This is a genomic window from Jiella pacifica (assembly GCF_010500815.1).
Classification (GTDB): domain Bacteria; phylum Pseudomonadota; class Alphaproteobacteria; order Rhizobiales; family Rhizobiaceae; genus Jiella; species Jiella pacifica.
In genome coordinates, this window is sequence record NZ_JAAAMG010000040.1 from 1 (window position 1) to 22,802 (window position 22,802).

24 protein-coding genes are annotated in these 22,802 nt (G+C 58.1%); 10 read left to right on the forward strand and 14 right to left on the reverse strand.

All coding sequences use genetic code 11. The features are described from left to right. The first annotated feature begins 242 nt into the window (after nt 1–242). A complete protein-coding gene (locus GTK09_RS25735; RefSeq protein WP_163466271.1) occupies nt 243–1,508 on the forward strand; it encodes a type IV secretory system conjugative DNA transfer family protein in 1,266 nt (421 codons plus the stop codon). Between the two features lie 79 nt (nt 1,509–1,587). Then, on the forward strand, nt 1,588–2,382 hold the full coding sequence (locus GTK09_RS25740; RefSeq protein WP_163466272.1) for a type II secretion system protein: 795 nt from the start codon (nt 1,588–1,590) through the stop codon (nt 2,380–2,382). A 118-nt stretch (nt 2,383–2,500) separates the two neighbouring features. Here GTK09_RS25740 and GTK09_RS25745 read toward each other — a convergent pair whose 3' ends face one another. After that, nucleotides 2,501–3,397 (reverse strand): winged helix DNA-binding protein, encoded by an 897-nt coding sequence (locus GTK09_RS25745; RefSeq protein WP_163466273.1) that lies wholly within the window; start codon nt 3,395–3,397, stop codon nt 2,501–2,503. A 45-nt stretch (nt 3,398–3,442) separates the two neighbouring features. Between GTK09_RS25745 and GTK09_RS25750 the strand changes: the two genes are divergently transcribed. Continuing rightward, on the forward strand, nt 3,443–3,763 hold the full coding sequence (locus GTK09_RS25750; RefSeq protein ID WP_163466274.1) for a hypothetical protein: 321 nt from the start codon (nt 3,443–3,445) through the stop codon (nt 3,761–3,763). Between the two features lie 36 nt (nt 3,764–3,799). On the opposite strand, the gene GTK09_RS25755 is transcribed toward GTK09_RS25750, so the two are convergent. Then, the gene (locus GTK09_RS25755; protein ID WP_163466275.1) at nt 3,800–4,366 is read right to left on the reverse strand and encodes a recombinase family protein; all 567 of its coding nucleotides are present in this window, start codon (nt 4,364–4,366) and stop codon (nt 3,800–3,802) included. A 97-nt stretch (nt 4,367–4,463) separates the two neighbouring features. On the opposite strand from GTK09_RS25755, the gene GTK09_RS25760 reads away from it, so the two are divergent. Continuing rightward, nucleotides 4,464–5,192: a hypothetical protein gene (locus GTK09_RS25760; protein ID WP_163466276.1), complete on the forward strand. Its 729-nt coding sequence runs from the start codon at nt 4,464–4,466 to the stop codon at nt 5,190–5,192. A 17-nt stretch (nt 5,193–5,209) separates the two neighbouring features. On the opposite strand, the gene GTK09_RS25765 is transcribed toward GTK09_RS25760, so the two are convergent. The 6 genes from GTK09_RS25765 to GTK09_RS25790 form a co-directional block, all read right to left on the reverse strand. Further along, nucleotides 5,210–7,513 carry an AAA family ATPase gene (locus tag GTK09_RS25765; RefSeq protein WP_163466277.1) on the reverse strand — a complete coding sequence of 768 codons (2,304 nt, stop codon included), beginning with the start codon at nt 7,511–7,513 and terminating at the stop codon, nt 5,210–5,212. 24 nt (nt 7,514–7,537) lie between these two features. Next, on the reverse strand, nt 7,538–8,464 hold the full coding sequence (locus GTK09_RS25770) for a hypothetical protein (RefSeq protein ID WP_203561211.1): 927 nt from the start codon (nt 8,462–8,464) through the stop codon (nt 7,538–7,540). Continuing rightward, complete coding sequence (locus GTK09_RS25775; protein ID WP_203561212.1) at nt 8,454–9,929, reverse strand: Eco57I restriction-modification methylase domain-containing protein; 1,476 nt, start codon at nt 9,927–9,929, stop codon at nt 8,454–8,456. The genes GTK09_RS25770 and GTK09_RS25775 overlap by 11 nt, the downstream gene beginning before the upstream one ends. Before the next feature lie 102 nt (nt 9,930–10,031). Further along, the gene (locus tag GTK09_RS25780) at nt 10,032–10,442 is read right to left on the reverse strand and encodes a type II toxin-antitoxin system VapC family toxin (protein WP_163466278.1); all 411 of its coding nucleotides are present in this window, start codon (nt 10,440–10,442) and stop codon (nt 10,032–10,034) included. Continuing rightward, the gene (locus tag GTK09_RS25785) at nt 10,439–10,690 is read right to left on the reverse strand and encodes a type II toxin-antitoxin system Phd/YefM family antitoxin (protein WP_163466279.1); all 252 of its coding nucleotides are present in this window, start codon (nt 10,688–10,690) and stop codon (nt 10,439–10,441) included. The genes GTK09_RS25780 and GTK09_RS25785 overlap by 4 nt, the downstream gene beginning before the upstream one ends. A 12-nt stretch (nt 10,691–10,702) precedes the next feature. Continuing rightward, nucleotides 10,703–11,137 (reverse strand): DUF2958 domain-containing protein, encoded by a 435-nt coding sequence (locus GTK09_RS25790; protein WP_163466280.1) that lies wholly within the window; start codon nt 11,135–11,137, stop codon nt 10,703–10,705. Nucleotides 11,138–11,659: 522 nt separating this feature from the next. On the opposite strand from GTK09_RS25790, the gene GTK09_RS25795 reads away from it, so the two are divergent. The 3 genes from GTK09_RS25795 to GTK09_RS25805 all read left to right on the forward strand — a co-directional run bounded on the left by GTK09_RS25795 (nt 11,660) and on the right by GTK09_RS25805 (nt 14,292). Further along, nucleotides 11,660–12,202, forward strand: a complete 543-nt coding sequence (locus tag GTK09_RS25795; protein ID WP_163466281.1) for a phosphatase — start codon at nt 11,660–11,662, stop codon at nt 12,200–12,202. Nucleotides 12,203–12,679: 477 nt separating this feature from the next. Further along, nucleotides 12,680–13,873 (forward strand): MobA/MobL family protein, encoded by a 1,194-nt coding sequence (locus tag GTK09_RS25800; RefSeq protein WP_163466282.1) that lies wholly within the window; start codon nt 12,680–12,682, stop codon nt 13,871–13,873. Between the two features lie 35 nt (nt 13,874–13,908). Next, complete coding sequence (locus GTK09_RS25805) at nt 13,909–14,292, forward strand: hypothetical protein (RefSeq protein WP_163466283.1); 384 nt, start codon at nt 13,909–13,911, stop codon at nt 14,290–14,292. A gap of 46 nt (nt 14,293–14,338) precedes the next feature. Here GTK09_RS25805 and GTK09_RS25810 read toward each other — a convergent pair whose 3' ends face one another. The 3 genes from GTK09_RS25810 to GTK09_RS25820 all read right to left on the reverse strand — a co-directional run bounded on the left by GTK09_RS25810 (nt 14,339) and on the right by GTK09_RS25820 (nt 18,577). Further along, nucleotides 14,339–15,892 carry a PDDEXK family nuclease gene (locus GTK09_RS25810; protein ID WP_203561213.1) on the reverse strand — a complete coding sequence of 518 codons (1,554 nt, stop codon included), beginning with the start codon at nt 15,890–15,892 and terminating at the stop codon, nt 14,339–14,341. A gap of 217 nt (nt 15,893–16,109) precedes the next feature. Next, nucleotides 16,110–16,913, reverse strand: coding sequence for a hypothetical protein (locus tag GTK09_RS25815; RefSeq protein ID WP_163466284.1), 804 nt, complete (start codon nt 16,911–16,913; stop codon nt 16,110–16,112). Beyond that, the gene (locus tag GTK09_RS25820) at nt 16,910–18,577 is read right to left on the reverse strand and encodes a type IV secretory system conjugative DNA transfer family protein (protein ID WP_163466285.1); all 1,668 of its coding nucleotides are present in this window, start codon (nt 18,575–18,577) and stop codon (nt 16,910–16,912) included. Before GTK09_RS25820 ends, GTK09_RS25815 begins: the two co-directional genes overlap by 4 nt. Here GTK09_RS25820 and GTK09_RS25825 point away from each other — a divergent pair. Next, a complete protein-coding gene (locus tag GTK09_RS25825; RefSeq protein WP_163466286.1) occupies nt 18,560–18,901 on the forward strand; it encodes a hypothetical protein in 342 nt (113 codons plus the stop codon). The genes GTK09_RS25820 and GTK09_RS25825 overlap by 18 nt on opposite strands. A gap of 61 nt (nt 18,902–18,962) precedes the next feature. Further along, entirely contained in the window at nt 18,963–19,475 is a 513-nt protein-coding gene (locus tag GTK09_RS25830) for a hypothetical protein (RefSeq protein WP_163466287.1), read from the forward strand. Here the strand turns inward: GTK09_RS25830 and GTK09_RS25835 are convergent. Beyond that, complete coding sequence (locus tag GTK09_RS25835) at nt 19,449–19,916, reverse strand: hypothetical protein (protein ID WP_163466288.1); 468 nt, start codon at nt 19,914–19,916, stop codon at nt 19,449–19,451. The genes GTK09_RS25830 and GTK09_RS25835 overlap by 27 nt on opposite strands. 731 nt (nt 19,917–20,647) lie before the next feature. Between GTK09_RS25835 and GTK09_RS25840 the strand changes: the two genes are divergently transcribed. Continuing rightward, nucleotides 20,648–21,688: a replication initiator protein A gene (locus tag GTK09_RS25840; RefSeq protein WP_163466289.1), complete on the forward strand. Its 1,041-nt coding sequence runs from the start codon at nt 20,648–20,650 to the stop codon at nt 21,686–21,688. A gap of 19 nt (nt 21,689–21,707) precedes the next feature. On the opposite strand, the gene GTK09_RS25845 is transcribed toward GTK09_RS25840, so the two are convergent. Both GTK09_RS25845 and GTK09_RS25850 read right to left on the reverse strand, forming a co-directional pair. Next, a complete protein-coding gene (locus GTK09_RS25845) occupies nt 21,708–21,962 on the reverse strand; it encodes a ribbon-helix-helix domain-containing protein (protein ID WP_163466290.1) in 255 nt (84 codons plus the stop codon). A gap of 107 nt (nt 21,963–22,069) precedes the next feature. After that, nucleotides 22,070–22,802: nucleotide-binding protein (locus GTK09_RS25850; RefSeq protein WP_246218137.1), on the reverse strand; the 733-nt coding region annotated here is incomplete at its 5' end.

The window sequence follows — 22,802 nt, forward strand, 5'->3', positions numbered from 1 at the left end:
GATCGAGACGATTTTCATGCTTCCGGCATAGCAGTGACCGCATTTGCTGGCAATGTGTAATGCCGCTTTGTTGCTTTGCTGGCATGTCATATTGCTGGCAATACAGCAATATGGCTGCGCGAGCAGGTTGGTTGCCGTCCGGGTCGGGCTGTGATTCCATGACTTCGGGTGGCCTGTTCGCGCCGCTTTTGTTGCGTTCTTCTCACCAACAGCCGGCGGTTAGCTCCATGCAGGAATTACCCTTGGGCTGGGACGATGGATCGTCCCGGCATGCTCCTGGATTCGGCCTGGCCGCGCCCTCGGAAGCTGGACCGGATCACCCCCGGCTGATCGTCGACGGCTCGGACGCGCACGCGCTGGTCTGCGCGCCGACGGGCACGGGCAAGGGGCGCTCCTTCGCCATTCCCGCGTTGCTGTCCTGGACGGGCGGGGTGATCGCGGTCGATCCGAAAGGCGAGCTGTATGGCGTGACGGCGCGGCACCGGCGCACGCTGGGGCCCGTGCTGGCAATCGATCCGTTTCACGATGCCACGAACGGGAAGGGGGCTTTCAACCCACTCTCCAATCTTGACCCCAAGGCACCGGGATTCATTGATGATGTCTATGCGCTGGCCAGCCTGTTCGCCTCCGATGTGCCCGCGACCGGACAGGATGGTCGCTTTTGGGAGGATTGGGGCAACGATGTCATCGCCGGTCTGACGGCGCATGTGGCCTGGTGCGAGACCGAGACCGATCGCTCCTTCGGACGGGTCTATGAGCTGCTGCACCAGGATGATCTGGTCTATTCCCTCGCCGTGCTGCTCGACACGACGGGGAAACATCCCTTCACGGTCTCGACGATCGGCTCGTGGCTACAGCTTCCCGAGGTCACGCGCGGCGGCGTGATCTCGAGCTTCCTGCAGCAGACGCGCATGCTGGCGAGCCCGGCGGTGCGGGCCTCGCTGTCAGGCAACAGTTTCGACCCGGCCATCATCCAATCGGGCAAGCCCTTCACGGTCTACCTGATCTGGCCAGCGGACAAGCTGGTGTCGCATGCCGTGCTGCTGCGGGTATTTCTCACCGGCCTGACCAACCTGCTGATGCGCAGGAGGCGCAAACCGAAGAGGCCGACGCTGATGCTGATCGACGAGGCAGCGCAGATCGGCCGGGTGCCGGCGCTGGTCTCCGCCACCACGCTCGGCCGGGGTTATGGCATCCGGATCGCCTGGCTGTTTCAGTCCTACGCCCAGATGCGCAAAACCTATCCGCAGGAGCACGAGGCGATTATGGAGAATTGCGGGACGGTGCTGACCTTCGGCAGGCATTCGAGCTTCTCGATGTCGCGCACCCTGTCCGAAATGGCGTTCGGCGATGTGTCGGCCGACACGCTGTTCGCCCTCGGGCGCGACCAGGTGATGCTGCGCCGTTCCGGGGAGCTGAGCAAAGTGGCGCGCAAGCTCGACTATCTCCGCGACGCGCCATATCGCGGTCGCTACGATCCAAACCGGCTGCATATGCCGATGAGATGATGATTTGCCTCATTGCTGGCAAAATGGCAAAAGGAATAAATTCTTTATAGAACGGACCGATCTGTTACAATGAACGCTTATGCGTCATGGATTTTCACTTGTTGAGTTGTCGATCGTCCTCGTCATCCTTGGCCTTCTCACTGGCGGAATACTAGCTGGTCAGAGCCTGATCCGCGCGGCGGAACTGCGTAGCGTCACTACCGAATTCCAACGCTGGCAAACGGCGATTAATACGTTCAAGTCCAAATATATTAGTCTTCCTGGTGATATGCGAAATGCGACATCTTTTTGGGGAAGCGCTGGGGGTTCGGGAACGATTGGTGACGGATGCGAGTCTTTATCCGGAACGGGCACACAGACATGCAACGGGGACGGCAACGGAGCGATATACTCTAATACTTCCGGCACATCATATAACGAATACTTTACTGCGTGGCAGCAATTAGCAAATGCTGGATTGATTGAAGGAAACTATACGGGACGAAATGGCGGAGGTAGTAATCCTTATGACGCAAACATAGGCATCAACGTTCCTTCGTCCCGAATATCCAACGCTGGATGGTTCCTTGGGAATCCTATGAATGTAAGTGGGGGAAGCAATAGTAATTATTTTGATCGCTCTTACGCGCACAGATTTATGATTGGAAGTGACATTACCAATAACAGCACTGATGGACCTGTAATAACACCCAGTGAAGCGTGGAATATAGATTCCAAAATCGACGATGGCATGCCAGCTATAGGCAACATAGTCTCCTACAAAAACTCAAGCCCTAAAACCCCCAACTGTACAAACTCAGACACTAGTAGCGCCCAATACAATCTTACATTTGCAGGAAAGTTATGTTCACTCCTATTTATTTTATCATGGTAATTTTTGCATAATCTCCATCCTTATCCTATAAGTGGCAGTCTGACCGTCTTTAAAACGCTCAGTCGAGGTTATGTGCCTCGCAGCTTTTCTCCCCATTCATCGTAAGCGCTGCACCAAATCACAGACGATACAGAACGACGTCTGTCCAGAAGCGATCCAGCCGGGCGAGTGTCGCATGCGCGGCCGTGAGGTCGGCGGCGTTCACCCCGCTTAACGGGCGGATGCTCGACGCCTGACGCGCGAAACAGGCTTTGACCAGATCGGCCGCCTGACGGCCTTCCTCCGTCAACGCAACATGGACGGGTCTGTGCCTAGTCGCCACGCGAAGGAAACCGCGCCGGCCAAGATCGTTGAGCATTGCTCGCTTTGGCTCGGGATTTGATAGCCCTCCCAGCATGCCCGGATCACAGGACGGCCCGCCGCGCTCCGCGACGGTGAAAAGCAGCACCGCCTCGGGCGCGCTCAAGTCCGTTCGCCCTTGCCGCAGAAACTCATCCGCCACCACGTCCAGCAGACGCGTATGCACCCGCTGGAGGAGGTGCAGCATGTCGAAATAGCAGACCTCCAAGCTCTCGTGTGAGACAGAAGCGGGCAGCACGGTTTCGGGCGGCGCGTCGCTCGCGGTTGGTTGCCGCGAAGCCTCGGCCTCCGTGGCCGGATACAGCGACGCCACGCCCATCCCTGCCAGAAGGGTCCGGCGCGAAAGGGCCAAGTCATTCAGGGGGCCGGCTTTCGGTGCGCGGGGCATGGGGTTCTCCGGCAGGGCGACATCGAGCCTATCATGCGCGCCGGCGGACTCGTCGGCAAGATTCCTCAAGATGAACTGCTTGCCACATTGCTGGCAATGCAGCAGCAAAGGGCTGGCGGATCGCTCCGCCAGCCTTCGGCCGTCAGTCCGGTTTCGCGTCGGAAATCCGCAGCACGATCCGTCCCGCGAACACACAACCGAGGCATGCGCTTCGTTGCCAAGCTGCTCAATTGGTATAAATGCAGAAAACATCGCCGCGCCGCTCATCGTGTCGCGGCAACTACGTGCATCTTTGATTCTACGGATATATCCATGAGCGAAACGATGGAACTCGTTCTAATCCTGGAACGAATTTTGAGTAATGCGAAAAGAGACGACCATTCATTTGGCGAAAAGGCCGGTTTGGCAGCCGCAGCAAAAATGGTCGCATCCGATATCAGACAAGCGATCGATGAAGATGCCGATGGAAATGGTTACATGCGCGAGAAGCTACTTAAAACGGAGTATGGCATCGTATCCGGACTCGGATTTGGTGCGGTAGGCGCTGGCGATCCTAAGCAGTTGTACGATCTTGCAACCTCCCAGCTTCACACCCTGAAGAACTTGGTAAGCGAGAGCGAGATGCTTCGTTGACCGGCACTTCACCTCAAGCTTGATCTAGCAGCAACGCTACTTCAACCGCCTGATCGTCTGGTTGCTGACATTATACGAGCGCGCGATCGAGGCATGCGCCTCGCCATTGGCCTTGCGCTCCAGCGCCTCGCGCCGCTGCTCGGCCGAGAGCTTCGGCTTGCGGCCCATCTTGACGCCCCGTGCCTTCGCCTGCGCGCGCCCCTCGGCCGTGCGGGTCCTGATGAGATCGCGCTCGACATCGGCGAGGCCGCCCAGCACGGCAAGCATCAGCCGCCCGGTGCTGTCGTTCGTATCCGCCCAGGGCTGGGCGAGGGAGCGGAAGCGCGCGCCGGCATCGACGATGCGCTGGATGATCGCGAACATGTCGAAGGTCGATCGGGCCAGGCGGTCGATCCGCGTCACCACCAGCTCGTCACCCGGCTCCAGCATGGCGAGGAGCTTCTTCAGCTCCTTGCGATCGGCGCGCGCGCCGGAGACCTTCTCGCGGAAAATGGTGCCGCACCCGGCGGCGCGAAGCTCGTCCAGCTGCGATTCAAGCGTCTGCCCGACCGTGCTGACACGGGCATAGCCCAGGGACCGGGAATGCGGGTTTGTTTCGTCCATGATTTATGTCCATCGTAACCTGTTGACGGACAAGGGTCCAGCGAAATGGACAAAAATCATGATATATGATTGACGAAGAAAGTTCCTGGAGCATCGGATGCTAGAGCTGGACCCAATACTCAATGCCCTTTATGCATTTTTGCAGACCTACTATGGTATTACTCTTGCTGCTTCAGGACTTTTTGGCGTCTTAACCGTATTTGTATTTGGTTCTCAGCGTATTTTTGGACCGAGCGGTCGAATATTCGTAGATCTTGCCTGGGTGCTTTCAGGATCTCTGACATTATTTTTTGTTGTAATTGGTATTCGTTACGACAGTACATTGCCACGTATTAAAGATTTCTTCCATATAATGAATGGTTATAGGCAGGAAATTGGACATGACTCGAGAGCACTTGGTGTACGGTATTGCAGCGATTGGGAAAATGATAAAATTGATATTAATCAGTTCCGCATACATATCTGCGAAAAATTACGATATGCAAATCAACGTAGTTTTTACATCGGAACCATATCTGGGTTTTATGGAATTAAGTACAATAATATTCCCCTATACGAATTTGATTTAGAGCGCGAAATGGATATAACGTCAGCGAATGACGCCGAAATTTACAGCGACTATAATCGAATAATCCCGTACGCTGCATCTCAGTATAATGGTTATGCTTCCCGCATCGCTGAAATGGAAACAGACGCTAGAATCGCCTTTATCATCGCTGAGCTTAGACTGATTGCACTGCACTTTTCTGTAATTTCTGCCGTATTGCGCATTTCCCGTGCTATACACGAATTAAATGAATTACGTCGAGCGCGACGAAGCGCTTAGTAAGCCGAATCTGAACTTCACATTCCGCGTGTGATATCAAGTGTCAGGCGGCAAAAATTCTTGAGCTCCTCAATACTAATATCTTCTGTCGGATTACCAGGAATCGCCGCGTGATGATCCCCACGCGAATATTCATTCACCGCTCTAAGGTCATCTAGGGCACCCTTATAAACATGGTCGGCAGGCGCGCCATCGAGAAGGCGGATAATTTCCTCGAGGCTGGAGGCTTGCCTGAATAGTCCTGGATCGCCTTTACGGTAGAAGTCTTCGCATACGGTACGCAACCGTGTCCTTATATATTTTGGCTCGTGCGGTTCGCCTTCCGCAAATTCTTCGAGTTGTATGCGTTCCGTAATATGACGCGGCTGCGTCGCGCTCTCGATGTCGAACGGTGCAATTGCCGTGATGCCTGGTGCGCCAGCTTGTAAGGCGACAGACGCAATTTTCTCCTGGTCGATCTTGTCCCATAGAAGCCTCAGGAAGGCTTTCTCATGAGAAAGGATAATGACCTGCAAGGCTTTGCCGCAGAGCTTCCTGATCTCGTTGGCTGTAAATTCGCGCCGAAAATGATCGAGGCTGGTGAAGGGATCGTCAAGCACGACAATCAGATCGGCTACCTTTGGATCAGCGTTGACCTTCGCAAGAAAAAACGCGAGCGCGAGCGTGGATTTATCGCCTGCGCTGAGCGTGTTGCGGAAGCAAGGTTTGTTGATCTCTCCTGAGCCGCTCCTGGGTGTGACGGGCACCTCCCGAATGAGAATGCTGTAGCTGGCTGATGGCTCTTTGCCGCGATAATCCGGCTCGCGATAGTCGATGCGGAAACCTGCATTCAGACGTTTAAGGTAGTTGTTAATTTCCTTTCCAAGGTCCGTTGTAATGTCACGACCATGGTCATCAAGTTCCTTACGAACGCGGACTTTTTCGATAGAGATTTCTTTCTTTCTGCGTTTAAGATCGTCCAGACGACTGACAAATTTACAGGTTTCTACATCATACCGCTTTTGCTTTGCTTTCAAGGCCTGCAGCTCTCTAGAGAGATGAGGAAGGTCAGCGGAACTAATATTATTCTTTAGCGTCCTGATGGCATTGCGGAATTCGTTTATACTAGCGTTGCTGCTGGCAAAGTACGTTCTTCCCGCCGCCCAATCCGCAAGGGCCTTAGCGGTGCGCTCTAGCCTGATCGCGGCGGTTAGATTTGCCTGCTTCTCGCCAAATAGCCCGAGCAGAGCCTCAGCCGCTTGCTCCATGCGTGTGATCGGGGCTTCTGCATCTTCGATAATGGGAGCATTAAGTTTTCCTGCTTCGTGCCAATACCGGAACTGGTGACGGTTTTGCTCTTCGGTCTTTGCAGCGATCTGCCGGAAATCCCCATTTTTGTACCTGGTTAGGGTGGCTACGGCGCTCTCTACGTCCCGACCGAGCTGCTTATAAGCTGCACTGAAAATGTCTTTGTAAGCCTCGAGAAGCGTGCGATCGACAAGTTGCTGGCCACAGAAGGGGCAGTCTTCGCTGTCTGTGAACGCCATCCCTGCCTCGAGCCATTTTTCATGGGGCATGGCGGCTTCGCTGGTATGCTGTTGGTGCGCTGCAATCTGGCGGCGCACCCTGTCAACGGCATCGGCGGCAACCTCGTTGATCGAACCGTGGAGCAGAGCAGCGAATTTGTCTGGCTCAGTCGGCACCGGAAAAAGGGAGGGTTCCGCGGCGGCTTTCAGCTCCTCTGCTCGACGCGCCTGCTGCACCTTGAGCTCATGTGCAGAGATACCATCGTCGAGGTCTGGTTGGAGCGATAGAGCGAGGAAGGTCTCAAGCTGCATTGCGGGTGGCGCCACACTGCGCATAAGGGCTTTGAGCTCGTTCTCGGTATCGGTGATTGCTTTGTTGTTCTCACGATTCTCGCCGTCTATCTCTACAATCCGGCGGACGCGACCCACTCCTTCTTCACCAACGACAAGGCCATACTGGTTTTTCAGATGCTCGGCTGAGACGACATCGCCTGAATAAACATTATCGTTGATAAAAGCGCTGTCATAGACGGAAATACGCGGACAGGGTCCAGTCCATGATCCGTTCTGGAAAATAGCATTCTGACCGCTGATATGGAGAATTGCTTTCTGCGGGGCGCTCACATCGAGCGTTGCACGCCCAGCGAGGATGCTCGGGTTGTTGGTGCTCAACGACCGGAGGATGTCGGCAAGGGTAGACTTGCCCCACCCGTTTTCCCCAAAAATCAAAGTGCATAATTTGAAACGTGTGTTTTGGAGTGACTTTGCTTCCTCAAATCGGCCGATGCACTGAATGAACCTAATTTCCTGCAGCATCGCCCCCCCTTCGCAGTAAAATCCCTACTCTCCAGCAACACGCAGGGTGTAGCCGAGCGTGGACCTTACCTCTGCGTGTGCCGCATCGGCAATCGCGGACGATCCTTCAGCCCACTCCCGTCGGCGCGTGACACTCTTGAGGTCCGGTGCGGCATATACATATCGCTCGTCGTACCGGAGATAGAGGGCCTGGAAGAACTGCTCGAGGCGCAAGGGGCTGTCTTCCGGCGGAAAGCGGTCGAGGAGCACGCCAGGGGTAGCGGTGTTGCTTTCTACAAGAGCCATAGAGACCGCCTCATAGCGGCTGACGTCATCGCGAATGCCGCGCCTGCCACTCAGTTCGCGGAGGGCTGTATGGTAGCGGATGATTGTCTCGACCGGGTCGCCGCCTTTGTGAATGGCGATATCATTGGCCGAAAGTTGGCGAGCTGGCGGCGCGTCTTCGGGCGCTACTGCCTCGGCCGCGTCTTCCTCTAGCCGGTTCGCGCGGAGCACAGAGAAGAAACCGCAGACCATCGCCGGGTAGGTGATGTGGAGGTTTGTGCAATCGCCGACCGCTTCCTCCATGCGGTTGGTGAGATTGCGAAACGCCCCGATCGTACCTTTCACAGATACGGCCATAACCGGCCCTAAACCCGGTTTGGTGACGACCACATCGACGTTTTTGGTCTTAAGACCGCCGAGCACGGTGCTTTCGACACCCGTGGCAACGGAAGGGTCGAACGTCAGCCGATCCTCGCGGCCCTGCCGTTGCCAGGTAAAGGGCGGCCGCGGAGTGATCTCCTCCGGCCGAAAGCCGCCCTCGAGCACGAGGCGGCATGCGACGTACCAGTGAAGCGGCTTGATATGCTGCTGGCTTTGCGTTGCGCCGACATAGCTCGCGAAGTGCTCGAGCGCGGCGGCTTCGCCGATCCATTGGCAGACCATCGGACCCTCGAGATTAAGCGGCATAGTGCCTCCATTCCTGAAGGGTGGTGACCGCTTCCGTGACCAGGACAGGATCGACCTTACGGATCGTCTCGGGCGTTGGCAGAATGATCCGGCTAGCTTCCCCTGGCTCGAGCTTTAGCATTCCCCCTCCAAGGGAGTGGCCCTCGATCTCACAACTCATTTGAAAGAGCGCGGACTTCTGGAATGCGAGCAAGGCTGGAAGCGCCTCCCGATCGCGTATTTTTACGGCATGCAGCGTGTTTGTGCATGTGCATCCCGCATCGTTTCTTACAAATCCAACCTGCCGTCCTGACATATACGAGAGAAAAAAGTCAGGGACTTTCACGTCTGGCACAGAATACCATGGATCACGGGTGCGGCATTTATAAGCTTGCTGCGCTTCGCGCGCGGCTTCACTCTTCAAATAATCTTTTACCGAATTTGGTATTTGCTCGTCTTTTTGAAGGCGCAATAGGAGCATGGGCGCATCCTCGCGCTTCCAGCGCGCAATTACACTGTGAGTGAGCCTCGAGGGGGGCAGGGCGCGACTAGTGCGTACGCTCGGATGCAAAAAGGCGGGTGGGATACGCCAGCGCTTCACTTCTGAGGGGCGCAGATGAAAAAAGTCATTCGCTCCGCTCACATACCCAATTCCAATGGAAGCGATGTCGCCAAACCGGCGTGTTCCGGAGGCGACTACCAGGCTGCCATACAGCTCCCGCGCAGGATCGGAGAGCAGGAACGGCCGAAGGCGTCGGTTCCATAGGCTCCGCCAGGCGCTCACCGGTATGATGGAATCCGGCTGCGGAGGCCTTTCGCTATAAGCGAATTGGTCCAGCGCCGTGAATTCGATAGATGCGGTCTTGCCGCCATATCCTTCCGTGTAGAGCAGCCAGCAATCTTCAGAGAGGTTGGGAAAAAGTTTCGAACGAACAGCGACGATCTGCACCCGCTGAAAATTCGTGACCAGGTACTCCAACAGGGGAGCGCTATAGGGCGCGTGGCCGATCTCTGCTGGCACGACAAAGGCCATGCGGCCACCCGGCTTCAACAAGCTAGCGGTCGCGACCAGGAAGAGCGGCCAGGATGACGACAAGCCGGAGAATGCAGCTCCTAGTCCTGCGCAGAGATCGAGCGCCCGACGACGGGTCTCACCTTTGAAGAGCTGGTAGCGGATAAACGGTGGATTTCCCGCTGCACATTCGAAGCGCTCGGGTGTATTTGCGGCCCAGGTGAAGAAATCCCCCTCATGCACAAGCGCACCAGGCGCTCTCTGCATGGCGACGGCGGCCGATAGCACATCCTGCTCGATGCCGACGCTTTTTGTATGAGCGGCGATAAAGCGCCCATCTCCGCAGGAAGGGTCAAGCAATCGATCATTTTCACTGCGAACCGCCCAGCGAATTAACGCATGTACGGCGTCCCCCGGCGTGTAATAAGCGCCGTTTTGCTTCTGATTGCCTGGGATGTATTTATCGACCTGCAAAAAACGCCTACCCTACCCGCACCGATTCGTTGAAGATGCATGAGACAGACCGTTTATGCATCATAAAAGGCGATTGCATCCCTGAAAGACGCAGAGCGCCCCTCATGGCAGTACCCGCACACTCGCCGACTGCGCCGCTCGTCGCAATGCCTCGTCGAGGGTTGCCAAAGGCAGGCGACGGCGCTGAGCCAGCTCAAGATAGGATGCATCATAAACGCTCAGGCTATGGGCATCGGCAAGCTGCAAGGTTGCAGACCATGCATGCTGCTCGGTTTCGCTGTCGATGGCGATATCAAGCTCAGCAAGGTCCGCCAGAACCCCATCGCGAAACTCGCGTTTGATGCGATTGCGACGAACGGCAACGGTCAGGCTGTTGGCAACCTCGAGATGCCAAAGCTGAGGGACCCACGCGCCGGCTTCGATCACCTGCTTAAAGACTGCATCGATAGCAGCTGTGCGCTCATCACCGTACACCCAGGCGAGGGTCGCCGAGCTATCAAGAACGAGGCTCACGCCCGTCCTTCATCGCGATAGCTCTTCCATTCGTCGACAGAAATGCTGGGACCGCTTTCAGCCTCTGCACGAGCGCGGATGCGCTCGGCAGCAGCACGCATGCCGTCGCGGTCCTTGGTACGGGCTTCCGGCACCAGGCGCGCAACGCGTTTGCCACGACGAGTGATGACCACCTCCTCGCCGTGCTCGACCAGGTCAAGCAGCGTCCCCAGTGTGTTTTTTGCCTCGAAGGCACCAATCTCGCGCATAGAACCCTCTAACTAGCTTAACCAGCTTATCCGTATAGCTCTTAAATAACAAGAACAATCAATGAACAAAAGACTGGAAGAGGGCGGCTTATGCCGCCCCTCCGGCTCGGTGATGCGATCCGCCTTGCGAGCTGCTTCGGCGTAGGCCGATAGCGGTCCCCTGGCTTCCCAATGACGATCGCGCTCGACCGGCAATCCCAGGCGGCCGCGAAGACCGGTGATTTCTGCCAGGCTGACATAGCCCAGCTCGGGAAAGCCCATGCCAAGATCGCACAGGCCGAAGAACAGCTCCTCGATCGGATCGAATTCGGTGAAAAGCCACGTCGCTCCGGCGTCGGGCGTGAATAGGCGCACCACGGGCCAATGGTCCTGCTCGGTCGGTCCCTGCTGATTGGCGCGGAAATTGGCGATGAGCCGGTTACGCTGTTCCTGAGTGATGAGTTTCATAGGGTAGTCCTTTCGTCGTTGGTTGCACGTCGTCCCCTGGCGAGGACGCGAAGACGAAGGACGGGGCGGCCAAGCCGCCGGGTCACCGACAACACGGATGTTTGGAGCGGGCGGGAGATTGACCGGGCGGCGCGCCCCGTCAGGACTCGCGGTCATCCTCGGCTGGACGACTGCTTGGCGGCGAATGGATGGACCATGCGCCTGCAGCGGGACACGTGCCCCCATCACGGCGTAAAATGGATGCCACCGTGCTTGCGTCGGTCAAGGACGCTATCGCGCCGCTTCCAGCGGTGCCCAAGGGCATCCTATGACCTCCGCCGCGCGCGATGGCCTTCTGAGAAGCAGGCCGGGACGGGGGAATGGCCTTCTCGCCTCCGGCGGGACCGAACAAGGGAATGAAAATTGCTGCATTGCTGGCAATCTGGCAGTGTGCTGCGTTTCCGCCCCACTTCACACTCCGGTTGACCGCGTGAATCCTCCCGTGGGATTCTGAGCCGTTCCTCGCCCTGGTGATGATCGACGATGTTTGAGCTTCTGACAGACGGCCTGTCGCATCCCAACGGATGGCGCTGCTCGATGGGCATCTGCGGGGCCTACGAGGCCCGCCAGAACGGCGCGGCATGGGGCACGACGCATCTGCTGTCCATCCACCGCCAGGGCGTCACGCTGCGCACGATGGGCGGCATTCCCGGAAACCAGCACCTCGTCCTCACCTTCGACGACACCGAGGACGAAACGGCTCCCGATGCTCCGACACTGGCGCATGTCGAGACCGTCTGCCAATGGATCGACACGCTGCCTGGCGAGGCGCGGCTGCTCGTGCATTGCCAGCAAGGCATGAACCGATCGACCGCGATCGGGCTCGGCGTGCTCGCGCGCTACATGCCGCCCGAGAACGCCGGAGCGGCATTGCATGCCATCCGGCCGATCGCGACACCCAACAAGCTCATGGTGCGGCAATGGGACAAGGCGCTGGAGCTACACGGGGCATTATCGAGGATCGCCAGGCGCTACCCCTGCCGCAAATGGCGTGTCCCCAAACCGCCCAGGGGTTCCGGGGAGTGACGGCGGAACGTCCCTTGGCCGGGGTGCGGGGCTGGCCACGCTGACGCCAGGGGCGGCACAATCGCTCAACCTATGAGAGCGATCCCGATAGGCCCTCTCTCGACGCGCGGCGCCCCTGTCCCCGTCCTCTGTTCGAGGGTGGGAAAGGCAAGCCGTTCGAGGTGAACCTCCGTCGCCTGCGAATGCCTCCCCCGGCATCGGAGGGGGTGGCCCGAGCGGCCAGGAAGCGACCACGGGATGACGATCCCCTCCGGCACGCCGGAGGGGCTGAGGAAGCCCGTTTAGCCTGCGTGGCGCTTGAACGCGCGCCCCTTGGGGGGCCGGGGTGGGGGAGTGATGCTCGTGCAAACCGCAGGTTTGCGTATACGAGCATCTTAACCTAATCTTCATCCCACGGGCTTAAAATTTCGGCTAGACGCCATGCGCAATGTCCTGTGCAGAACATTCCCCGTCCAGCGCGCCAACGGTCAAAGTGCCGTGGCCGGCGCTGCCTACCGGGCTGGCGAAAGCCTCACCGAACGTCCCCATAACGGCAACGAGACCGAACGGGTTCATCGCTACACCAAGCGAGGCTCGACCGTGAGGGAGGCCCTGATACTGCTGCCCGACGAGGCCCCCGCCTGGGCGGCCGATCGGGGTGAGCTGTGGAACCGGGTCGAGGAATTCGAGACCCGCAAGAACGCCCGCGTCGGCCGTGAGGTACAACTCGGGCTTGCCTACGAGCTACGCCCAGCCGAGCAAAAAGCCCTCGTCCTTGAGTTCGCCCGGCGCGAGTTCGTCGACCAGGGCTTCGCCGTCGATATCGCCTTCCATGACTACGGCAAGCGCATCCCGGCCGCCGGTGCCGGCGAGGCGGACCAGGCCAGGCTGCGCGAATGGGCGAAAGCCGGCATGCCCTTCATCGAGCCTTCCGAGGCGACGGGCCGCGACGACGAGCATGTGCTCGTCCTGCGCGACCGCGCCAACCAGGTGACCGGATACAAGCACTACCAACCGCACGCGCATCTGCGTGTCACCCCTCGCCCTTTCGCGGGCGACGAGTTCTCGAAGTCGAAGGAGACAAGCCGCGTCTTCGACAAGCACGAGACCGCCATGCGCTGGCGCTATGAATGGCCGAAGCTGCAGAACGCCTATCTCGAGCGCGCCGGCTCCGAGGTGCGGGTGCGCGCCGTCGGCGACGACGAGGAGCAGTTTCCCGGCCTGCCGCGCCTTGCCGAGGGCGGCAGCCAGGAGATCCATGCCATTGCCGAGCGCGCGCACGAGCTGGACGACCAGGCGCGGCAAAAGCACGAGGAAGCGCGCGCGACGGAGGATCGCGACCGTGCCTTCCGCGCCGTGCATAACGATACGATCCGGCTTTCCTTCATCGACGACAACACCGAGGCAAGCGATGAGGAGCGCGACGAGCGCCGGCAGATGCGCCTCGGCGCGTGGTGGCGCAATATCGGCGAGCGGTTGAAGCATTGGCCGTTCGAGGTGAAGGATCACGCCGATCTGTGGCGTGATCGCCTGGCCCTTCAGGCGAACCGCCTGCTCGGCCTTCTCGGCTGGCACTTCAAGCCCGATGACGTCGGGTCGGGCGACAAGCCGCCCGGTCCCGTTGATCGGTCGCAAGGCAAGGAACAGGGCGACGGGCCGTCGCGCGACGATCACGGTGGATTCGAGCTATGAAGATATCCGACCGCATTCTCCGATCGCGGGGCACGGTGCCGACGGAATTCCAGAAGGGTGCCATGCAAGCCGGGAGCGAGCTGTACGAGCCTTTCATCAAGACCGAGGGGTTCCCGCAAATGGGCTTCTCGATCTTCTGCCGCGGCGGCCAGCGTCACGTGTTCTTCTATCACAACCTCGATAATCTCGACCTGATCGAGCAAGGCGGCGACGAGTTTCTACGCTTTACCCATCGCGGCAAGGCGGTGACCATGCGCGGCACCTGTCTGCACGAAGTGATCGAGGCGGTGATCGCTCATACGCTGCAGGCGATCTATGAGCATGATCCGGCTCTCTACGCGCCTGGCGCGCCGAACGCGAGCGTGATTGACCGCATCGCCGTCACGGCTCTGCCCAGCGTGATGCCGAAGGTGTCGTAGGTCTTGGTCTTGATCCCTACGATAACTAAGCTTTAACACGGCTAAATCAATGTTCCGGAGCGACGTACTCGGGTTTTCCCATTGCGACCGCAGATGATTTCTCATTATACTTCATGAAGTGCTTGCGGAAAGCCGTAGTCAAGCCGTCGTCCTTTGTAGCCTTACAGATATCGCGAATTTCCGGCCCAATGCGCCACTCGACCGTGTAGCGAGATGGATTGATTTCGCTCTTGGCTTTCTGCAGCATTGCGATGCTTTCATCAGAGAGTGGGGCGGTTGCCCAAAACTCAAATCTCACTTGCAGATTCTGCCAATCAGGATGCGCTTTGATAACTTTAAAAAAAATTGGCACGTTATGTTGAAGCCACCTTTTCACATCTTTATCTGGTGTCTCCCCATAAGGTGAATGTCCTTTGCATTCAATAAATGTTATTGAGATGTTTTCTCTTATGGCAACAATGTCTGCTTCTGCCTCTTTGTTTTCATTTTTAAAAACTCGGTTCATAGTCACATGATAACCTGTTTTTCTGAAAATCTCCGCTGACAGGTACTCAAATAGCGTCCCACGCAACTGGGTTGCAGCACCTTCAATTTTGCCTAATTTCTTAAAGAGCGCATCGAACTCAGCAGGGTCGATAGTCGAAGTATAAGCGGCCTTGTTCAACACTTTTGATAGCTCGCTAAGGCCTTCGGCCACTTCCTCACCAAAGAGGTTTGCCGGTGTTGCGGGCACGATGCCGTTCGATTTCAGAAGCTGGAAAGCATCGCCTTGAAATTTCTCGGCGACAAAAATCTGTAGACACGGTCCGATATTACGCAAGCTTCGAATAGTTCGGCATTTATTTATAAAAGGTCGAGCACCGTCGACAGTGATTAGATCGCCTAAATGGACGTCGCAAACAACGAATCCAGGTTTGTTTTTACCATTTTTGTCTAGCTTTACGAGGGGGCCTAGATACGAGGGAGCAGTTAGGTCCCAAGCAAATGTTCCGACACGGGGCAACGTCTCCCCTTCGCGGGTTGCAACCTTACCATAGCTCACGATGCCAAGTTTCTTCAGCCAGTCGCTCACCGCTGTCAAAAGGAAGCCCTCGGTAATCAGCCGTGCGCGGACTGTAGGCGCGGAGAAATCATAATATTCATTGGCCTGCACGATGGAGATGCAATCGCCAAGGCCTGGAAGAGGCACGCGCTTCAAAAGCCCTGCTTCACTGAGCCGAGTAAAGATACTCTCCGGTGAAAGGTGCTTGAGCTGAGCTACAGGCGCCCCGCACACGATCGGGAAGAGCCTGTCCGGAACGATACCGCCCCTCTGCCGCAAGGCAGCGATGGCGTGCCCATAGGCAGAGTTCGTTTGCATCAAGGCTTCGACTAGATTCTTCCAGTAATGGGGTGAGCCAAATTGCTTTTCAAGATAAAGAAATCGGGCTTTACGCGGGAAAGTTACATAGCCGAGTCGGCGGACATTCCCTGATAGCCGGGAGACCCGTTTGCGCGCAGCGACAGGGGAGATCGTAAGGTTTTTTACTAGGTAATCCGCTACCTCGCTTGACAGGCAGGGGCCACGAGCTTCCAGGAATTTTTCGATGAAGTCGCTCATGATATCTCGCAGTTGTCACACAGCGCTATTAATACCATGAGTACATGGACGGGTCGTCATTTTTTGCAGCTTCCCCGTTAGCCATTGATTAAAATGATAAAATTCCTTCCGACAAGAGCTTTATTAACGCGTAATGTCACAGTGCTTCTGTCAGATCGTGCTGAGATGCCTATTCCGATGGGCCTGCAGCCCACTGCCTGCAGCCTGCCTTTTGGCGTCATGCCGAAGGTTTTCTGAAGGCCCCACGTCTTGGCACCTTGGCAGGCGTAGGCATGCGTCCTTCCGGCCGTTCAGGCTCGGACACACGATCATCACCGACTGAAACCTCGGCTTCCTGCTCCGCTGCATCCTGGGCGAACTCAGGCTCCCAGACAGGAACCGATGCTCCATAGCCCATGACGTAAGCCGTCTGTGCATCAAGTTCCTCAGACTGTCCGCCGCGCGGCTGCACGACCACCTGCACCGCTTCTTTCCAGGGCAACCGTCGATCCGGGCGTACGCGCATGCGGGGATTTTGACGGCTTCGCGCGATGCGCCCGCCCAGCAGCATCAAGCCCAGCATGAGAATTCCGCTGGCGGCGAGCGCGGCCTGATGGGCGACGATCCAGCCCAGCCCCTCGCCCACCCAGGCGGGAAGAGCATAGGATTGACCGGCGACGCGATCGAAGGCCTCGTCGATACGGAAACCGAAAAGGCCTTCGGCCATGCCGAGCAACGCCGCCGCCACGAAAGGCAGCAGGATCAGCGTCACGAGACCGGAAAACCAGCGCGCGAAACGTGAGCGAGTGGGCGGCGGAATGCCGAGCAGCGCCGCCTCCTGCAGCCGCTCGTCGCGGTAACGCTGCACGCGGGTAAAGGCGGCATAACTCCAGCGCGCCAGAAACCCAAAAATCACAATGAAAATGAACTGGTCTTCCTGACCGTTGAACCATTGCACGGCCGAGGCGACGAAGGCGAATGAAAACACGGCCAGGCACAGCACGTGGCCGATCAGGTAATCGAGGAGGCCTGGCCGCGTCATCGCTGGCTGAAGGTGATCGGCAAGACGGCGTTGCCGGTGGCGTGGAAGGACCGGCTTCCCTTCATCAGGACCGCATCCACCATGAAGTTGTTGGCCGGGCCGCCACTGCGCAGATTATGCACGAACACGCCTGGCTCCACGGCGTAGTCCATGACCTCGCTGCCCCCCTCGCCGCCGCTGCGGCTATCGTTGCGCTGTGCGCTGCGCCCCCTCCCCTCGTTTGCTCCCTTCTGGTTGGAGCTGGAGGAGCCGCCGCTATAGCCGCCTGGTCCGTGGCCGGAATTCGAGCCGGTGCCGGAGCTAGAGGACGTGCCGCTATTGCTGGAGATGCCCCGGCCGGTGCTGCTACTCCAGCCGGTGTTGAAATTGCGCCGGATGACCAGCGTGCGGCCGATGGTGCGCGCCGCCCAGTCGTTGGTCTCCGGATCGGTGTTGCTCATGAAAATCTTGCTGACGAAATTGCCGAGGAACTGCTCGGTCGTCGGCTTGGCTTTCTCGCCGCCCATGGCGGCATGGTAGGAAGGAAGCGACTGGCTGAGATAGACGGTGCAGCCGAGGCTGGAGCGGCAGGTCGACTGGTACTTGGCGTCCTCCTTGTTGACGAAATACTGCGCCTCGTCGACCCAGAGAAACACCGGCCGCTTCCGGTAGCCCTGCGGCAGGGTGTTGCGCCGCAGGACGGCACGCTGCCACATGTATTTGAAGATATGCTGCGCGATCAGCCCGTCTTCGTTCCAGGACAGGCTGGGCATGGCGAGAACGATGATCCTGCCCTGGCCGAAGGTCTCCTCCGGCACCACGGTCGTCTGGCGCGAAAAGAGATCGCGCATGCGGCCGCGCAGGAAGCGATCGAGCAGCGTCGTCAGATTGATGAGCAGGTTGCTGCGCGTGCGGGTATCGAGCGTCGCGTATTGCCGCTGCCAGAATTCGGTGATCGATCGGCCGTCGTCCTGGTCGATCGGCGCGCAGGGCTCCGACATTGCCCGCCGCAGCACCTGGTACATGAAGGACCGGGCCTGCCATTCCTTGTCGCTCAGGCTCTCCGGCGTTTGCGGGGCGCTGCCGAGGAACCGGACGATATCCTCCATACGGATGACACCGCGCGCCGCGAACAACAGCGGCAGGGTGTTGTTGAGCAGCTGGCGCGGCGAGCGTTCCCAGAAGGGCTCGCCGCCGCCGCTCGATGTCATCACGACCTTCTCGGCCTCGACGATCTGCATGATGCATTCGGTGACGCTGCCGATGCCGCGCATGCCCTGCCGGCGCAGCTCGTAGTCAAGGAAGTTGAAGCCGTGGCCGCCCTCCCCGAACAGCACCAGGTCACCGCTTCGACCGGCCTCGGCCGCGTAGCGCTTCCACAGCTCCACCTCGTCGGGCTTGGCGCAACAGACCAGGCCGCCCATGCCGGCGCGCAGATAGGCGGTAGCCAGGGTCTTCATGCCACTGGTCTTGCCACTTCCGATCGCGCCGAAAACCGCCACCCCTTCCGCAGCGTCGCGCAACGTGAAATAGTCTTTATCAGACAGCCTGAGCAAGGGTGTGTCGAGGTCGCTCACATACTCCATGCGCGGGCTTTCCACCGGGACATATGATCCTCTCGCGGAGTGCGGGGAATGGCTAGGCAACACATAGAAAACAACGTAGGCGTGACCGTCAATGTCCATTTGACGGGCACGGGCGAGCAACCTCAGGACGCGAGAAACCGGGGCTTGTTTGGATTGATCTCCGCCTTCCTCGGGGATGCGATCGGTGACATTCGCGAGCAGCTGATTACCCGCGGCTGGTTTGGCCAGGCTCCGGATGCCGGGGGCGCGCGCCTGGCCGAATGGGGCTCCCCGGAAGCGAAGGATTTATCTTCGGACAAGCGCGAGAAGGCCGATCCCTGGGGTTGGGATCAGGGGGCGCGCGATACCCAGGTTCTTCATGGACCAAGCAAGGAACAAGCCCGGGAGCATGGGCATGAGCCTGGCCTTGGAATTGATCTCTGACAGCCTTGTTTCGCCCCCGGCTAAGCATGCGCGCTTCCGCGCAAAAGTTCTCGGGTTGTAGATGGAAAATCCGCTCGATCGTGCTGGAGAAGCAGCCGACAAAATCGGCGAAGGTGTAGGCGGGTTGCTGCACGGCACTGCCCGCTTCCTTGAAGACCTTACCGGCAACGTCACCGCAGCCGCGATATTCGCCGGCTTTCTGCTGTTCGCGCTCGCCCTCGTTCGTGGCGCGGCGGGCGCTCGGCATCATATCCTTTACGGCCAGAGCATCCGCGTCCTTGGTCTTATTGGCCTAGCTGGATCTGTAACCGTTGCGCTTGTGAACGCAGTAATATTTGACGACGTACTAATCAATGATATTCCCGATAAACAGCTTATTTATAAAGGACTTACTGGAAAGGAATATAGTGAAGGTTTCGACCCCTCCACGTTCATTCAGGACTTCTTCGACAATGTACTATGGATGCAATGGTATTTTCTTGTTTTCGTCATAATGATAGTCGTGGGCACGATCGTTATCCGTGCTATCGACGCCATGGGATCGCGATCAAGGCAGGATATTTTCCCCGATTAAAAGAACGTAATTCTTAGTCCTGTATGTCTCTTTGCATTCTTGCGTTCGCAAATAAACCGGTAACTCTTCTATTCGCGCTGCCATCATTTTAGACATAGTTTCCCTGTCACCAACATAACGGCTATGAAATTCCCTTTCGACATCGAAAGCGGGGTTGTTTTGAACAGCGCGTGTCGTTTCCGCAATAAATACGAAAAAATCCACAGTTTCACTGATTTGCGTCTTTTTCGATAAAATGGCTGCAGGGCGGCCATTGAATATAGAGCAGGCAAACATGTTGCGTGCTTCATCTAGTGTAACAGATTTCCGATTTTCTTGGGGGGCGTAATCCTCAAGAAATATCCCTAGTATCCTCGCATCGCGCTCCCGTAATCCGAGATTCACATAAAAATCGCGCGTGTGCATCGCATACTTACGGATATTCTCATTCTGGATCTTCATGAAGAGGGTATCGCTGTCGGGATCGAAATCGCACCCGCCTAAAGCGATGAATGAGATGAGTGCACAAAAGATTCTTGGCCGCATTCTATCCTCGGAGTAACGCGGCGCCTCGCGCCGGTCGCAAACGACTCCCTCACTCAGATAGGAAGCGTCTTTTGAGGCAGGGGAGCAAGTCCTTCTTTAGGGCTTGCTCCCCTGCCTGTCCGGCGAGGACCGGGGGGCAGAGTGTCAAAGGCGGCGAAGCCGGGAACGCAGCCACGCGCAGCCCTTTATGGGCGAGCATGGCGAGTACCCACCCTTTGACACGTCGTTGGGGGCGGAGCCCCCAGTTCTTCAAGCAAAGTCTTATCGGCCGCCTTTTGCGGCCGATGCATTTTAAGTTTCACGCAAAAGAATGATTCGCGCTTTGTTTGCAGCGAGATCGCTTTGTTATTTTTAGTTATAAGAATGTTATAGGTGTTACCGCGCTTGGACAATTCGCCTAACTGACTGAGAGCATTGGAAGAAAAGCTCTTAAAATTGGCAATCCGGTTCCTAGAGTCACGAATTCCGGTTCCCGGAGTCACGAGTGGCGGTTCCCGGAGTCACGAATCTGGGTTCCCGGAGTCACGAGCGCTATTCACAGGGTATTGGGCGCTTCGGAATGGCGCTGGTTCCTAGATTCACGACCATTGGTTCCCAGTTTCATGAATCTGGTTCCCAGTTTCACGAAGAGCTGTTAGGCAGGAGGTATGGGCAACCTGCTTCCAGATCGACATCCGAACAAGGATTTCTTCATTCTCGACGTGTCCGACGCGTCGCCGAAGGATGACCTTGCCTCGATGGAACACCCGGTGTTCTCGCTCTCGGTAAAGCCCGACATGCGGGAGCTGGATTACACCCATAACGGTCGCCGGCTGCGCGTGGTGCCGAGTGGGCGGGGCCTGGCCACGATCATGGACAAGGACATCCTGCTCTACTGCATCTCGAAGCTGGTGCATAAGCTGAACCACGGGAAGGAGATCACTCCCTGGGTGGAGCTGAGCGCCCACGAGGTGATGGTCGCGACCAACTGGAACACCGGCAAGCGCGATTACGGGCGTTTCGAGGACGCGCTGCTCCGATTGCGCGGCACGACGATCGTCACCGATATCCGCACCGACGATCATATGCAGACGAAGGGTTTCGGACTGATCGAGGAGTTCGAGATCGACCGCAAGGACGAGAACGGCGAGCTGTCGCCCTTTGGGCGAATGACAAAGGTGCGCATCAAGGTCTCCGACTGGACCTTTCGTGCGGTCAAGGGCATGGAAGTGCTCACCATCAATCCCGCCTATTTCCGGCTCCGCCGCCCGCTGGAGCGGCGGCTCTATGAGCTGGCGCGCAAGCATGTCGGCGAGCAGGAGCGTCCTTTCTCGATCAAGATCGCCAATCTGCAGAAGAAGGTGGGCAGCAATTCGCCGGAGAAGAAGTTTCGGTTTTTCCTCAAGGAAATCGCCGCCGACGAGCATCTGCCGGATTATCTGATCCGGCTGGAGGGCGATCAGGTCGTCATGTCGCGCGCGCCTCGCAAGCCGCGCCAGCAAGCAAGTTTCGATTTCGGAACGGCGGCGCTGCAGGTGTCGGCCGAGGGCATGGAGCGTGCGCGCGAGGCCGCGCCAGGCTATGACATCTACGCGCTTTACGATGACTGGTGCCGCTTCTGCCTGGACAAGGGAGAGACGGTGCGCAATCCCGACGGCGCGTTCATCGGTTTCTGCCGCAAGAAGCACGAGAAGCAACCGCTTCGCTAAGCCCCCTGCCCTTCCCTCTTTAAGCGTCGTGCCTGGTGAACAGCTCCGCTATCGCCTCGCGCAACAGCTCCTCGATCGAGCGGCCCGTATCGGCCGAGAGACGCTTGAGCCGGCGGTGATCCTCCGGCGGCAGTACGGCCGTGACGCGCTTCATGCCCTCGCGGGTGGCGGCGTGGTAGGCTTTCGGCTGGGACGAAACGGCTGGCGTCGCGGCGGGTGGCGCGGCTTTGGTCGCCGGCGTGGTCGCGGCCGGTGCCGTCTGAACCGTTTTCATCCGCTCCGCGAGACTTGGTCGCTTGACCATCATCACCCGCCCTATTGCTGGTTTGCCATCTTGCCAGCAATAGCATCATGCCTTATTGCTGGCAATACATTTTGCCGTCAAATTGGCAAAGTCTTGCGCAGCCATTTCATGAAGGCTTTGACCTCGGCCGCGGCCTTGCCTTCCGGTTCATACTCGGCGGCCGTGGCTCCGGCCGTGAGCGCGTGGGCATAAGCGGCGCGCTGCTGCAGGGCGACGGGTGCCACTTCAAGCCCGTGCGTCTCGACCGCCGCGCGCGCGTCGGCCAGCAAGTTGGTGGCGCGTGGGGGCATGGTGTTGAGCACCACGAAGGCGGGTTTCTGGGCGAGCTTCACCAGCTCGGCCGTGGTGCCGATCGCCCGCAGATCGAGAATGCCGGGACGGCAGGGAATAAGCACCAGGTCAGCGACGCGGGTGGCCGCCAACGCGGCCGCCTCGGAATGAGGAGCGGTATCGATCACCGCGAGCGCCGCGCCGCCCTCCTCGGCCGCCTGCAAGCCCTGGGCGAGCCGTGTATGCGGCAGCGACACGACCACGGGGGTTTCCTTGTCGCGGCTGTCCTTCCAGCCGGCGCTGCTTGCCTGGGGATCGAGATCGATGACGACGGTGGAGAGCCGCGCGGCCTCGGCCGCGACGGCGATATGCAGAGCGAGGGTGGTTTTACCCGCGCCGCCTTTCTGGCTGAGGATCGAGACGATTTTCATGCTTCCGGCATAGCAGTGACCGCATTTGCTGGCAATGTGTAATGCCGCTTTGTTGCTTTGCTGGCATGTCATATTGCTGGCAATACAGCAATATGGCTGCGCGAGCAGG

Bases quoted from the DNA above. Each gene is read 5' to 3' on its own strand.
- GTK09_RS25740 (WP_163466272.1), top strand. From the start codon at position 1,588: ATGCGTCATGGATTTTCACTTGTTGAGTTGTCGATCGTCCTCGTCATC.
- GTK09_RS25745 (WP_163466273.1), bottom strand. From the start codon at position 3,397: ATGAGCGGCGCGGCGATGTTTTCTGCATTTATACCAATTGAGCAGCTT.
- GTK09_RS25750 (WP_163466274.1), top strand. From the start codon at position 3,443: ATGAGCGAAACGATGGAACTCGTTCTAATCCTGGAACGAATTTTGAGT.
- GTK09_RS25755 (WP_163466275.1), bottom strand. From the start codon at position 4,366: ATGGACGAAACAAACCCGCATTCCCGGTCCCTGGGCTATGCCCGTGTC.
- GTK09_RS25760 (WP_163466276.1), top strand. From the start codon at position 4,464: ATGCTAGAGCTGGACCCAATACTCAATGCCCTTTATGCATTTTTGCAG.
- GTK09_RS25765 (WP_163466277.1), bottom strand. From the start codon at position 7,513: ATGCTGCAGGAAATTAGGTTCATTCAGTGCATCGGCCGATTTGAGGAA.
- GTK09_RS25770 (WP_203561211.1), bottom strand. From the start codon at position 8,464: ATGCCGCTTAATCTCGAGGGTCCGATGGTCTGCCAATGGATCGGCGAA.
- GTK09_RS25785 (WP_163466279.1), bottom strand. From the start codon at position 10,690: ATGCGCGAGATTGGTGCCTTCGAGGCAAAAAACACACTGGGGACGCTG.
- GTK09_RS25790 (WP_163466280.1), bottom strand. From the start codon at position 11,137: ATGAAACTCATCACTCAGGAACAGCGTAACCGGCTCATCGCCAATTTC.
- GTK09_RS25795 (WP_163466281.1), top strand. From the start codon at position 11,660: ATGTTTGAGCTTCTGACAGACGGCCTGTCGCATCCCAACGGATGGCGC.
- GTK09_RS25810 (WP_203561213.1), bottom strand. From the start codon at position 15,892: ATGAGCGACTTCATCGAAAAATTCCTGGAAGCTCGTGGCCCCTGCCTG.
- GTK09_RS25815 (WP_163466284.1), bottom strand. From the start codon at position 16,913: ATGACGCGGCCAGGCCTCCTCGATTACCTGATCGGCCACGTGCTGTGC.
- GTK09_RS25820 (WP_163466285.1), bottom strand. From the start codon at position 18,577: ATGGACATTGACGGTCACGCCTACGTTGTTTTCTATGTGTTGCCTAGC.
- GTK09_RS25830 (WP_163466287.1), top strand. From the start codon at position 18,963: ATGGAAAATCCGCTCGATCGTGCTGGAGAAGCAGCCGACAAAATCGGC.
- GTK09_RS25835 (WP_163466288.1), bottom strand. From the start codon at position 19,916: ATGAAGATCCAGAATGAGAATATCCGTAAGTATGCGATGCACACGCGC.
- GTK09_RS25840 (WP_163466289.1), top strand. From the start codon at position 20,648: ATGGGCAACCTGCTTCCAGATCGACATCCGAACAAGGATTTCTTCATT.
- GTK09_RS25845 (WP_163466290.1), bottom strand. From the start codon at position 21,962: ATGAAAACGGTTCAGACGGCACCGGCCGCGACCACGCCGGCGACCAAA.